At 36.0% G+C, this 13,796-nt stretch carries 10 protein-coding genes; 4 read left to right on the top strand and 6 right to left on the bottom strand.

What is annotated here, in order from left to right; translation table 11 throughout:
* Positions 1–374: 374 nt before the first annotated feature.
* Positions 375–2,078, top strand: coding sequence for a methyl-accepting chemotaxis protein (locus tag NSQ18_RS13525; protein WP_016839413.1), 1,704 nt, complete (start codon positions 375–377; stop codon positions 2,076–2,078).
* A gap of 59 nt (positions 2,079–2,137) precedes the next feature.
* On the opposite strand, the gene NSQ18_RS13520 is transcribed toward NSQ18_RS13525, so the two are convergent.
* Positions 2,138–2,992, bottom strand: coding sequence for an AraC family transcriptional regulator (locus tag NSQ18_RS13520; RefSeq protein WP_339288357.1), 855 nt, complete (start codon positions 2,990–2,992; stop codon positions 2,138–2,140).
* A gap of 194 nt (positions 2,993–3,186) precedes the next feature.
* The gene (gene asnB, locus NSQ18_RS13515) at positions 3,187–5,037 is read right to left on the bottom strand and encodes an asparagine synthase (glutamine-hydrolyzing) (RefSeq protein WP_339288356.1); all 1,851 of its coding nucleotides are present in this window, start codon (positions 5,035–5,037) and stop codon (positions 3,187–3,189) included.
* Between the two features lie 424 nt (positions 5,038–5,461).
* Here asnB and NSQ18_RS13510 point away from each other — a divergent pair, with 424 nt between their 5' ends.
* Both NSQ18_RS13510 and NSQ18_RS13505 read left to right on the top strand, forming a co-directional pair.
* Entirely contained in the window at positions 5,462–5,890 is a 429-nt protein-coding gene (locus tag NSQ18_RS13510; RefSeq protein ID WP_016839410.1) for a MarR family transcriptional regulator, read from the top strand.
* Complete coding sequence (locus NSQ18_RS13505; protein WP_016839409.1) at positions 5,887–7,065, top strand: MFS transporter; 1,179 nt, start codon at positions 5,887–5,889, stop codon at positions 7,063–7,065. The genes NSQ18_RS13510 and NSQ18_RS13505 overlap by 4 nt, the downstream gene beginning before the upstream one ends.
* Before the next feature lie 122 nt (positions 7,066–7,187).
* On the opposite strand, the gene NSQ18_RS13500 is transcribed toward NSQ18_RS13505, so the two are convergent.
* A complete protein-coding gene (locus NSQ18_RS13500) occupies positions 7,188–9,668 on the bottom strand; it encodes an ATP-dependent RecD-like DNA helicase (RefSeq protein ID WP_339289687.1) in 2,481 nt (826 codons plus the stop codon).
* A gap of 144 nt (positions 9,669–9,812) precedes the next feature.
* On the opposite strand from NSQ18_RS13500, the gene hisA reads away from it, so the two are divergent.
* Positions 9,813–10,562 (top strand): phosphoribosylformimino-5-aminoimidazole carboxamide ribotide isomerase, encoded by a 750-nt coding sequence (gene hisA, locus NSQ18_RS13495; RefSeq protein ID WP_016839407.1) that lies wholly within the window; start codon positions 9,813–9,815, stop codon positions 10,560–10,562.
* Between the two features lie 216 nt (positions 10,563–10,778).
* Here the strand turns inward: hisA and NSQ18_RS13490 are convergent, their stop codons facing one another.
* From NSQ18_RS13490 to NSQ18_RS13480, 3 genes are read right to left on the bottom strand one after another with little or no spacing between them, the layout of a single operon-like run.
* Positions 10,779–11,447, bottom strand: coding sequence for a tetratricopeptide repeat protein (locus NSQ18_RS13490; RefSeq protein ID WP_016839406.1), 669 nt, complete (start codon positions 11,445–11,447; stop codon positions 10,779–10,781).
* Between the two features lie 44 nt (positions 11,448–11,491).
* Positions 11,492–12,613: a tRNA 2-thiouridine(34) synthase MnmA gene (gene mnmA, locus NSQ18_RS13485; RefSeq protein ID WP_168412514.1), complete on the bottom strand. Its 1,122-nt coding sequence runs from the start codon at positions 12,611–12,613 to the stop codon at positions 11,492–11,494.
* 20 nt (positions 12,614–12,633) lie between these two features.
* Positions 12,634–13,779 carry a cysteine desulfurase family protein gene (locus NSQ18_RS13480; RefSeq protein ID WP_168412513.1) on the bottom strand — a complete coding sequence of 382 codons (1,146 nt, stop codon included), beginning with the start codon at positions 13,777–13,779 and terminating at the stop codon, positions 12,634–12,636.
* Positions 13,780–13,796: the final 17 nt, after the last annotated feature.

Raw genomic sequence — 13,796 nt, 5'->3', positions numbered from 1 at the left:
TTCCTGTTTTCTTATACATACATCCTAACAAGTCTAAAACCAAAAATATTTAGACTATTAAGTTGAATCTTTGCACTTTTTTACACTTCTTCTTTTCTTCGGGTTTATGTTTGAAATAAAAAAACACTTGTCGAACTTATGCCAAGTGTTTTGCTGGAGGAGAGGATACGTTAATTCAAAGCAAAATCCAAAAATGAAACTCCCTCTAAATTACTAGGTATTCTATTTATCAATTAACAGTTCATATGTAACACAATTAATCATTTACTAGTTATTTCGAAATACTAAATATTTTTACAATATTTTATAAATATATTATAATGATGTAAGATTTTTACTATAAAAATTACAATATTTTCAGGAGAGAGAGCATCATGAACGTTGTTAAGAGATTGAAACTCCAAACGAAATTTAATATTTTAATAATCTTCGTTATTTTATTCTTAATGTTTTCAATTGGTTTTGTAGCAAAAATTCAAGTTGAAAAACAGTTATTATCTATTTATGAGGAAAAAGTTGCAGTTGAAGCGAAACTAGGTTTAAGCATAATTGATGAAAAGTATCCAGGTAGTTGGAACGTTCGTGAAGGAAACTTATATAAAGGCGTTATTAAAATTAATGATAATAATAAAATCTTGGATAAAATCGGAGAGACGACTGGTGGTATTACCAATATATTTTTAAATGATTCTACTGTAGCAACAAATATTGAGGTAAACGGAGAAAGAAAAATTGGTGCATCTGCCGATCCTGCCATTCTAGAAACAGTGCTTCAAAAAGGTGAAGTTTATATTGGAAAAGCCGATATTTCAGGCAAGTTGTATTTAACAATGTATCAACCCATCAAAGATGGAAAAGACAATATTATCGGTATGTGGCTAACAGGTACACCTATTGAATCAATACAAAAAAATGTTTACACAATATTAATTAATATTGTAATGACGATTGCAGTTATTGGGATTATTACAATGATTGTAATGTTATTCTTAATCCGTTCAATTATTCAACCAATTAAACTCGTCAATAATCAACTGAAAGAAATTGCAGAGGGCGAAGGAGATTTAACGAAAGAAATTCAAATTCAAACTAAAGATGAAATTGGTGAAATGGCTTTGTCCTTTAATAAAATGTTAGGTTCTTTACGAGCCATGCTTAGTCAAGTAAGTGAGGCTTCTGAACAAGTCGCTGCTTCCTCAGAAGAATTATTATCTAGCTCTGAACAAACCGCTTCTGTAACCGATCAAGTGGTACTCTCAATCCAAGAGGTAGCAAAAACAATAGAAATTCAAGGTAAGAATACAACTGAGAGTGCTGAAGCTATACATGATATTACAAGAGGAATGCATTATATTGCAGATTCTATTAGTTCGGTTGCCGAGAACGCAAATGTCATGATGGCTCAAGCCAACTTAGGTAATACCCACATTCAAAAAGTAGTTGGCCAAGTAAAAAATATTCATGATGCATCATCCGATACACTAGAGGTAATGAAAAACTTAGAACAAAATTCAAATTATATTGGAAAAATTATTGATGTCATTACCGAAATTGCATCACAAATCAATTTGTTGGCATTAAATGCTGCAATTGAAGCAGCTCGTGCAGGAGAACACGGGAAAGGTTTTGCAGTTGTAGCTGACGAAGTACGTAAATTAGCTGAACAATCAAAATCATCAGCTGATCAAATTGTTGAAATTATCCATATCATCCAAAAAGACATTGATACAGCTGTTGATATGACAAGCAATGTTAATTCAGTTGCAAAAAATGGATTAGAAATAACCGAAGAATCCGGAAAATCATTTGAACAAATAGTAAAATCTATTGAGAATGTTACAGCTCAAACCCAAGAATTAAATTCTATAACAGAAGAAATTACAACAAATATTGAACAAATTAATTCTTCCATTGAAGAAATCGCAAAAATGGCCGAAACAAATGCGAAACATTCAACAGAAATTTCCTCTGCCTCAGAAGAACAACTGGCTACAATGGAAGAAGTTACTACATCTGCTACAACATTGGCAACAATGGCTGAGCAACTTCAACTGTTAGTGAAGCGATTTAAAATATAATACATATAATAAACCGACATATTCCGTATTGGAAATGTCGGTTTTTTTGAACAATTTATTTAAGCATTTCTCTTTAGCGAGATTTCTTTTATCGTTGATTTTCTTATTCTCGGTAATGTCCGAATTTCCGATGGACTTTTCCCTGTATATGCTTTAAATTGTCGGCTAAAGAAATGAATATTATTATACCCAAGAGCATCAGCTACTTCTGTTACTGTCATGCCTGTATAATGCAACAAATGCTCCGCTCTTTTTATTCGAGTTTCAACAACATAGGATTGAATTGTTTGCCCCATGATTTCTTTGAATTTTTTTGAAAAATAACGTGGCGAAAAATTAGCGCGAGCAGCTAAACTTTCTACTGTATGATTTTTTCCGGGATGTTGTTGAACATAATTTGCCACTTCCCTGATTGTAAAGAACAACTGACTTTGCATCTCCGTGTTTTCTTCTATTTGTTTTGTTTCTGACTGTTGATCTTCCCTTAACAGTTGAATCATTAATTGTTTTAATATCAACTTTCCTTCGATATCTGCAGCAAAAGTTTTCACTAAAAATAATCTTACATATTGAGAAAGAAGCGACTCAAAATGAATCCGATCTTGTAAAATTCGATAAGATTTTGGTATCATATTCGGCTCGATTTCAAGGTCGAAATGAATGTACGTAATTACAAGCGGATGCATTGGATCTTGGGTTGCCGTCGTCCAATCACCTGGTTTAAATAGAAAACAACTACCTCTTTGTAATTTAAAGTCTTTTCCGTTTAATGTTAAAGTTCCTTTTCCACTCCAAACGTAAAGTAAATCATAATTTGGAATAGGTGCTTTTCGCTTCCACTGCCAATTTGGTTCACAATTAATTGTTGCTAATGATGGTTTGATAACAAATTGATCAGGATTTACATTTAACATAATAATACCCCTTCCTTTCTACGCTGTTTGTCATCAGCGTGCAAGAGTATCTCTGAATCCCTACACGACTTTGGCAAACCCAATCGGATTATTTTCTAATTGCATTTGTCAGACGATTTAATGATGGAAAAATTTTAAACAAAATGAATGAAAAATCCGTATATATTAAAGTTTAATATTATTTCAAAAAGCGTTTACAAATCAACTAAATTTACATTATATTTTTCAAGCCAAATATTCATTTGAACCAAATGGGCAATAAGTTGAGGGCCCGTCATTAGTTGGCCGAACCAGGGAATTTTAAATGATTTGTTGGAATCTAGCAGTTCTTCTAATTTTTCTTTCGAAATGAGTTGCAATATTGGTGAGTTTTTCTTCTGAATAATCTGTCGCAACATGTCAGTTACTAGCTTTGTATATTTAGGATGATGTGTCTTAGGATAGGGGCTCTTTTTTCGGTATAAAATATCCATTGGAAGAATGCTTTCTAGAGCTTTTCGCAATAATCCTTTTTCTCTTCCGCCTAGCATTTTCATTGACCATGGTATGTTCCATGCATATTCAACAATTCGATGGTCTGCAAATGGTACCCGCACTTCTAGACTAGCAGCCATACTCATTCGATCTTTTCGATCTAGCAATGTCGACATAAACCACACCATATTCAAATAAAACATTTCTCTGCGTCGGGCTTTATTCGGTTCTTCCCCTTCTAATTTCGGCACTTCTTGGATCGTTTCTTCATATCGTAATTTTATATAATCTTTCAATTTCAATGTATTTTGCCAGTATGGTAATAGTAGATTTTGTCTCTCTGATTCGGATTGCATCCAAGGAAAACCATCGTTTTTCAATAATTCTGTTTTATAGAACCAAGGATAGCCTCCAAAAATTTCATCAGCACATTCACCAGATAGTGCCACAGTAAAATGTTTTTTTATTTCTTCGGAAAATAAAAGTAAAGAAGAATCAATATCTGCCATACCAGGTAAATCTTTAGCAATCACAGCTTCCTTTAATTTTTCAGCAAGTTGTTCGTGGGAAATAATGGTCGTATGATGAGCAACACCTAGATGTTGAACTACTTTTTCAATCCATGGACGGTCTTCATCCGGTTGAAACAAACTCTTTTGAAAATAAGTACTGTTTTCTTCATAATCAATAGAATAGGTATGAAGAGGTCCTCTTTCTAGGTTATTGAAAAAATTTGAAGCAATGGAGGTAATAACACTTGAATCTAAACCACCCGACAAAAAGGTGCAAACCGGAACATCTGCAACTAATTGTCGTTCAACTGCATCTTTTATGAGTAAACGAACATTTTCGATAGTTTCTTCTAATGAATGAACATGTTTAGTACTTCTAACATTCCAATAACGTTGTATATTCAAGCCATGTTGATCAAAAATAAGATAATGGGCTGGCCTTAATTCATTAATCCCTCGAAATATTCCGTGCCCTGGCGTTCGGGAAGGACCTAAACCAAATAATTCTTGTAATCCTTCTCGATCAACTTCGGATTTTACTTTTGGATGGGCTAAAATTGCCTTCAATTCTGAACCAAATATTAAGCTTTTTCCGCTAAATTTATAAAACAAAGGCTTTACACCGAGCCGATCCCTCGCCATGTAAATTTTTTCACATTCCTCATCCCAAATAGCAAAAGCATATATACCGTTTAAATGTTTAACACATTCTTCTTTCCACTCGATATAAGCTGTTAACAATACTTCCGTATCAGAATGGGATTGAAATGAATAACCCCGATTGACCAATTCATTACGCAGTTCTTCAGTATTATATAGCTCACCATTGTAAACTATCGTATACTTATTAGAACCTTTTGTTTTCGACATTGGCTGAGAACCGCCAACAGGATCTACTACGATCAGTCTTGTATGACCAAGAGCAACATGCGTGTCACAAAAAATGTTAGAGGCATCTGGTCCTCTTTTGTTTAACGTTTGTGTCATCTTTTTTATAGTGACTTCTTGATGTTTCAAATTGTTTTCCCAATCAATCCAGCCCGTAATTCCACACATCATCCATCACTCTTTCGTAGTATAATTTTTTCTTGTTATTCATTTTATGATTTTTTGTTTATAAAGAACAATTTCATTTTTAAATGAAACCTATCTAATATCCATATGAATAATTGGTAAATACTACAAAAATCAGCATTTAAATTCTAAATTATATCAAACCTAAACACAAAATTTTCAAATAAATCTATATTTTTATATCATTTAAATCCTTTTTAATTCTCAAATCGCTAACAAACATTCTCGATTTGATATATAACATCGTACATAAGGGATGATCCAACATGGATACATCGCAATTCAGGTAAATGGCCATTAAATCGGATAGGGGCAAAAAATGGATGACTGGAAAAGAACATTTTATTGACATATAATAGTTTAGTGATATAGTTACCTAGGGTAACTATTTTATCGGAGGTGAAATCCTTTGGAAGGATTTTTTCAACATTATTTACGATTGTATCGGCCACTAATCAATGCTTTGAATGAACTTTTAAGCGAATACAATCTTTCCTATTCTTTATGGCAAGTTATCTATTACATAAAGCATAACGGTCCGTCAACTCTGGTGGAAATCGCCAAACGATACAGTGTAGAGAAGCCGTCCATCACTCGCAGGGTGAACGCTTTGGAGGAACTTCGATTAATTGAAAAAAGGGAAAGCCGAGATCGGAGAGAAAAGGTGATCCAGTTAACGCCGTTGGGTGAAGAAATTTATGCATCCTGCCGTAAAAAAATATCGAGCTTCGAAAGAAAGATGATGGAACACCTTACAGAGGATGAACTGCAAAACTTTTTCCATACACTTTCAAAAATTCAACAGCAATTTTACAGTAAAGAAGGAAAACAACAATGAATGAATCAAAATTATGGACAAAAGATTTTATTATCACATCAACCATTAATTTTTTGTTAACATCTGTCTTTTATCTACTAGTTGTCATTGTAGCCGTTTATGCAAAAACAGAATTTCACGCAACCACGAGTCAAGCGGGTCTTGCAACAGGCATTTTCATCATCGCCACATTAATTGGAAGACTGTTTATAGGCCGCGGCATCAATTCGATTGGCTACAAAAGGACATTGCTGATTGGCACTTGCCTATTTGCATTATCAAGCTTCCTCTATTTTATTCAATTAAATATTTGGTTCTTTTTAATTGTGCGATTTTTGCACGGTTTGACCCTCGGTATTGCTGGAACGGCAACCGGAACCATTGTCGCCCAAGTCATTCCCAACAGCCGCAAGGGCGAAGGGATTGGGTATTACAGTATGAGTTCCACTTTGGCGACAGCCATCGGTCCCTTCATAGGGTTGTTTTTGAGCCAGCATGTAAGCTTTTTGATCGTATTTGGATTGTGTAGTTTATTAGGAATCATCGCATTCATCACTTCATTCTTTATTCAAGTATCAGAGCCTAAAGCGGTGAAAAAGGCGGAGAAAGACGTTAAAGGGTTCAAACTTTCGAATTTTATTGAATCGAAAGCCATACCGATTTCTTTCATTATGCTCATTGCCGCTTTATGCTATTCCGGAGTTTTATCCTTCATAAATTTTTATGCACAGGAAATCGGCTTGATGGAAGCCTCCAGTTTCTTCTTCTTTGTTTATTCCATCGCTATTTTGTGTTCACGTCCTTTCTCCGGGCGTCTGTTAGATGTGAAAGGCGCAAATTACGTAATGTATCCTGCGTTTATTCTTTTTTCGATTGGACTGATTGTTTTAAGCGCGGCACATAACAGTTTTGTACTGCTGTTTTCAGGGGTTTTGATCGGTCTGGGTTATGGCAATATGCAATCCTGCATTCAAGCCGTTGCAGTGAAAGTGACGCCCATCCATCGAATGGGACTTGCCACATCCACATTCTTCATTTTCCTTGATGCAGGTCTGGGCTTTGGCCCATATCTGTTGGGATTTATTGAGCAGTATACGACTTACAGCCAATTGTATTTCAGTTTAAGTTTTGTCGTTTTGGCAACCGTGCTCCTTTACTTTTTCCTTCATGGCCGTAAAGTGAAGAATTTTCAATAACAAATGGAAACCGGAATTTGCATTTGAATGTCGATATAAATAGTAAAACCGAACGTTGCAGACTCTCAGAATCAGAGATTCAGGCAATTGTTCGGTTTTTTATCCAAAGTGTATACAACCTTTTATTCATCCAAAAAATCATAAGGGGTGATACCATCCATCCCTATCATCGGATGGATTTTAGGTGCTGTTTCCGCATTAAGGACTGGAGGAAGGGAAGTAGTATCGCCTGTCGTCTGCTGTTCATTGCAATCGTCCGGTGAAAGATGCACGATTTGTTCATCAAGCTTCTCCCCTTCCATCTTCATTTCCTGATTTCGATCATCATTCATCTTCGCGGGATTCAATCGGGCCCTCAAAGTCGTAAAACGCTTCAAATCGTCCGTGCGTTGAATTCCCTTCATGAATTCTTCTGGCTCTCCGCATAATATTAAATAATTTTTCGCACGAGTAATTCCTGTATAAATCAAATTTCTACGAAGCATTTTCGAATAGCTTCGAACAATAGGCATAATCACGGTTTGGAATTCACTGCCTTGTGCTTTATGAATGGAACAACAATAAGCCAGAGTAATTTGATTTAAATCTGATCGTTCATACGTCACTTCATTGCCATCATAAGAAACGACAACGATATCTTGTTTTTCAACCGTTTCTTTCGCTTTTAAGATTGCTACAATTTCTCCAATATCACCGTTAAAAACATTACTTTCCGGCTGGTTGACTAGCTGTAAAACTTTATCACCAATGCGGAAAATCGTATCGCCATACTTTACTTCTTTTCTCGTTCCATCCTCGTTTGGATTCACAAGCTCTTGAATTTCTTTATTTAAATAATCAATACCAGCTGGCCCCTTGTACATAGGTGCCAACACTTGTATATCACGTATAGATTGACCTTTTGCCAATGCACTTTTTACAACTTGTGTGACGACGCTGGCAATTTGATCTTTTGAAGCTTTAATAAAAGAACGATCGGTCGTTTTTTCAGTAAAGTTAGTTGGAATTTGCCCTTTTTTAATTTGATGGGCCAGTTCAATAATCGTAGAACCATCTGCTTGGCGATATACTTCTGTTAGTTCTATGGTTGGCACGACTTTAGAAGCTAATAAGTCCTTTAATACTTGTCCAGGTCCAACCGGCGGCAATTGATCTTGATCTCCTACAAGAACCACTTGAGCATTGAGAGGAATACTTTTTAACAATTGGTGACTTAACCACGTATCTACCATGGACATTTCATCGATTATAACAAGGCGGCCTTCGATTTCACGATCTGATTCTTCCACTTTTTCTTGACCATTAAAACCTAATAATCGGTGAATTGTCATCGCTGGTAAACCCGTAGATTCCGAAAGTCTTTTTGCAGCTCTACCAGTTGGTGCTGCAAGAATAATTGGAAACGGCTCCTCCTTCTTCGCATATTCTTTAGGATCTAAAGAAATTCCGTGAAGTTCTGCATAAACTTCAACTAATCCTCGAATAACAGTCGTTTTCCCTGTTCCTGGCCCTCCTGTTAAAATCATAACGGACGAGTTTAAAGCTTGTTCAATGGCTCTTGCTTGCGTTTCTGCATAAGTCACTTCCAAACGTTCTTCGACTTCTCCGATTGCTTTTCGTATCTCGTCTTTTGAAAAAATTTGACTTTTTTCATTTTGCTTTAAAAGTTGCAAAATTTTAGTTGCGATGCCAACTTCACTAAAATATAAGGATGGCAAGTAAATTCTCGTCTCTTCGCCGCAAATTTTCCCTTCCTCTTCCAATTCAATAACCGCTTTTGAAATAGACTCAAAAGGAATTTCTACAGGTTGGCTCTGTTCCAGCATACCTTTAACCTCAGGCAATACATGTTCCGCTTCTAAATATACATGCCCTTCAGATAAAGCAGCTTGATTCAATACATGCAAGATTGCTGCTTTAATGCGGTCGGGATGGTTTCCTGTTATGCCGAGTTTACTGCCCAATTCATCGGCTTTTGTAAATCCAACCCCTTCTACTTCTTCAATTAAACGATAAGGATTTTCGGTTAACAAATGAATTGTTTCTTCTCGATACGTTTGATATATTTTCATTCCTAATTGCGGTCCGAATCCCCATTCGTTCAATTGAATCATAATTTTATCCAAACCTAAATTTTGTTCTAAAGTGCTGCGAATGGTCATTTTTTTCTCTTCAGATAGTCTTGGAACTTCATCGAGAATTTGTGGATTTTCCATCATTTTTTTCAGCGCATCAGTCCCTAGCGTTTTGACAATCAACTCAGCAGTTTTTGGACCAATACCCGGAAATAAGTCACTCGATAAGTAGTGAATGACACCTTGTTCAGTTGCAGGAACTTCCCTTTCAAACGTTTCTACTTGGAATTGAATTCCGTATTTCGGATGATGCTTCAAACTTCCAATAAAACGATAGTCATGTTCTTCATCAAGGGTTGGAAAATATCCTACAACTGTGATTTCTTTTTCTGTATATTGCAAATTCGTTTCCTTAATTTTCACTTTTACAATAGAATACATGTTGGATGCGTTATGAAAAATGGAAACAATTGGACGGCCTAAAACAAAGGTTTTTGTAGTTTTGAGTATGGTGAAGTTTTCCTCCATTTTCATACGCTCCTCTCCGAAAAAATCTCTTTAATATGATACCATTATTATGGAGTGTAACAAAATAGGAACTTCCACTTCTCGATTAAATAATAGACCAATGATATGATATAAAAAATACTGTTGAAGGGATTCGAGTGCACTATGGAATTTAGACCTTGTATTGATTTGCATGATGGAAAAGTCAAACAAATTGTTGGCAGTACTTTAGGACAAGAAACTGTCGTAGAAAATTTTATTTCTGAAAAAGATGCTTCCTATTATGCCGAACTATTTAAAAAGGATGGTTTAACAGGTGGGCATGTTATCATGTTAGGCCCTGGAAATGAAGAACAAGCCCAATTTGCTTTAACTGCATATCCGAGAGGACTTCAAATCGGTGGAGGAATCACTTCGGACAATGCAAAAAAATGGATTGATACGGGTGCCAGCCATGTCATTGTTACATCATACATATTTCACGATGGACAATTAGATATGGAAAGATTAGAACGTCTTGTCCAAGAGATTGGAAAAGAACACATTGTCCTTGATTTAAGTTGCAGAAAACGAGATGACAAATGGTTTGTCGTTACGGATAAATGGACGAAATTCAGTGATTTTGAAGTCAATCAAGAAAATATTTCCTTTCTTGAACAATATTGCGATGAGTTTTTAATTCATGCCGTGGATGTGGAAGGGAAAAAAAGCGGAATGCAGGAAGAATTAGTTCAGGATTTAGCGAAATGGACAAAGATTCCAACAACTTATGCAGGTGGAGTTCGATCATTACAAGATCTTGAAAGGTTTAAAAAATTATCAGGAGGAAAATTGCACGTAACAATCGGCAGTGCATTAGATATTTTTGGAGGCGATTTGCCATATCGAGATGTGGTGAATTATTGTAAGTCATAATTTTGAAGTGCTATAGTGAATTTTCAAATAGAAATTCAATCACAACGACTTGACATCTATTATCGTGATAAGATAAATTTCGTTTCTGAAACAAATAATAATATGAAGCTTAAATAGAGGTTAACATCAATGTTGGGTATCTACCGGCTAGTATAGAAAATTTCCAATTCAAAAGGCTATCTAGAAATCTTAACTTCTAGATAGCCTTTCAACATTCTAATTTTTATTCTTTAAGCGCTCCATTACCATGTCATAAATATATTTTGCTTGTTCATGTTCTGGTTGAATTGTAAAGGCTTGTTCTAAGTGATATAACGCCTCTTTTGCATCCTCTGTCGAGAGGGCGTAGAGCACACCTAAATTATAATGAGCATCGGCATTTTGTTCATCATTATGTAAGACATACTCCAATTCCTTTTTTGCTAAATCAAACATCTCTAACTTACATAATAAAATGCCGTAACTTAAACGAATTTGCATATCATCCGGCGCAAGTTCAGCAGCTCGTTGCATATATGGAAGTGCCAGTTTTACTTTATTTTCCTTTTCTAATGCTTTCCCTAACATGTAATAAGCATCGGCACCTTCAATTCCATATTCAATCGACTTTTGATAAAGTTTTGCCGCCTCTACAAATCGCTCCGAATTATAATATAAGTTTGCTAATCCATAATAGGCCGTTGCAGCTTTTTCATCAAGAGTAATCGCTTTTTGAAAAAATCTCTCTGCACGCTCTATCTCGTTCATTGCGGCAAGGACATTCCCAAAATTAATATAGCCTACTGGATCATCCGGATTTTGTTCAATTGCTTCCGTGAAAGCTTTCACTGCATCTTCATAACGCTCTTCCTGCAATGCTTTGATGCCTTCTTCATTATAGTTCATGTTCTCACCTCTCATCAAAAATTGGCGACCAACTTAGCCGCCAATTATCCTACATAAGTTAATTTTTCACCATTTTTTATTACTTCATCAATTGTTCCTCCGCCTAAACATACTTCCCCATCATATAAAACAACAGCTTGTCCAGGCGTAATCGCTCGCTGCGGCACTTGGAACGTAATATGTGCCTTTTGATCATCTAAAAGCTCCACTTCTACTGGAGTATCTTCTTGTCGGTAGCGGAATTTAGCTGTACAAGTAAATTTCTTTGGTTTCGGTTGATTGGATGTGAAGCCCATATTTGTTGCGATTAATGATGTAGAATACAATGCTTCATTATGGAATCCTTGTCCCACATATAACACATTGCGTTTTAAATCTTTCCCCACAACAAACCAAGGTTCACCTTCACCGCCAATGCCAAGGCCGTGTCTTTGTCCAATTGTATAATACATTAGCCCATCATGTTTCCCCATAACTTTGCCATCAAGGGTTTCCATGTTACCAGGTTGCGCGGGCAAGTAGTTACTTAAAAATTCTTTAAAATTGCGCTCACCAATAAAACAGATGCCTGTTGAATCTTTTTTCTTCGCCGTTGCAAGACCAGCCTCTTCAGCAATTTGTCTTACTTTCGGCTTTTCAATATGCCCGATTGGGAACATGACCTTTTGCAGCTGTTGCTGATTCAATTGATTTAAAAAATATGTTTGGTCTTTATTCCGATCGACGCCGCGCAATAACACGACTTCCCCATCTCGCTCTTCCACTCGAGCATAATGTCCTGTTGCTAAATAATCAGCGCCCAGCTTTAATGCATGTTCAAGGAAAGCTTTAAATTTAATTTCTTTATTGCACATCACGTCTGGATTTGGCGTGCGACCAGCCTTATATTCCTCTAAAAAGTACGTAAATACCTTATCCCAATATTCTTTTTCAAAGTTAACAGCATAATACGGAATTCCAATTTGGTTACAAACTTTAATCACATCTTCATAATCTTCCGTTGCTGTACAAACACCGTTTTCGTCTGTATCGTCCCAGTTTTTCATAAAGATACCAATCACGTCGTATCCTTGTTGCTTCAACAAATAAGCAGCAACAGATGAGTCAACCCCACCGCTCATTCCAACGACTACACGAATTTGTGATGGGTCACGAGTTTCTACCATGTATTTCACCTTTTCTAATTCTATGAATTCGTCATTCTTTTCACGATTTTAGCTGTACGTTCAGCTGCAATTTCAACATCTTCCTTTGTTAATCCTAAACCAAAACTAAAACGAATGGAATTACGAAGCTCTGATGCACCTTTTCCAAACATTGCAACAAGCACATGAGACGGGTCAATGGAACCTGCTGTACACGCTGAACCGCTTGATGCATAAACACCGTCCATATCCAAATTCACGAGGAACGATTCAACGTCCATTCCTGGAAAACTAATGTTTAATATATGTTTAAGGAAATATTCATGATCGCCATTTACCTTGTAAGTAATTTGTTCCCGATTTAATACGTTTAAAAAGATCGTTCTAAATTGAAGATATGTTTCCTGTCTTTTTTCCATTTCCCGCTGTGAGATTTCAACAGCTTTTGCAAAACCTACAGCAGCATGTACATTTTCCGTCCCTGCTCTACGTTTTCTTTCCTGTGAACCACCATAAAAAGTAGCGACGAGAGGCGTTTTTTCTCGTTGATACAAAAAGCCTATTCCTTTTGGTCCGTTAATTTTATGGCTGGAGACACTTAAAAGATCAACATGTAATTCATTAATATCGATTTTTTCTAATCCATAAGCTTGAACAGCATCGGTATGAAAAATCGCCTGATGGTCTTTTAAAAGTTCGCCAATTTCTTTAATAGGTTGAATCGTACCGACTTCGTTATTTCCATACATAATCGTTACTAAAATTGTGTCAGCTCGCAATGCATTTTTTACAGATTCAACAGAAATGCGACCGTTTTCATTTACTGGTAAATATGTTACTTCAAAACCTGCTTTTTCTAGCTGTTCACATGCATGTAGAACAGCATGGTGTTCTACTGATGTTGTGATAATATGTTTACCTTTCGATTTTAAAGCTTGAGCTACTCCAAATATTGCTGTGTTATCAGCTTCTGTTCCACCACTTGTTAAAATGATTTCTGTATCTTTCGCGCCAATGGATTGAGCTAAAATACTTCTCGCTTCGTCCAATATCTTTCTTGCAGATCGTCCTGCTGCATGAATGCTGGAAGGATTTCCATACACACGAGCCATTACTTCCGTCATAGAATTAATGACTTCTGGATGAACTGGTGAAGTTGCTGCATGATCTAAGTAAAACGTTTGCATAATGTGCCGATAAACTC

It is taken from the genome of Ureibacillus sp. FSL K6-0786 (assembly GCF_037965165.1).
GTDB classification, from domain to species: domain Bacteria; phylum Bacillota; class Bacilli; order Bacillales_A; family Planococcaceae; genus Ureibacillus; species Ureibacillus thermosphaericus.
This window is presented reverse-complemented; position numbering and strand designations above follow the sequence as displayed.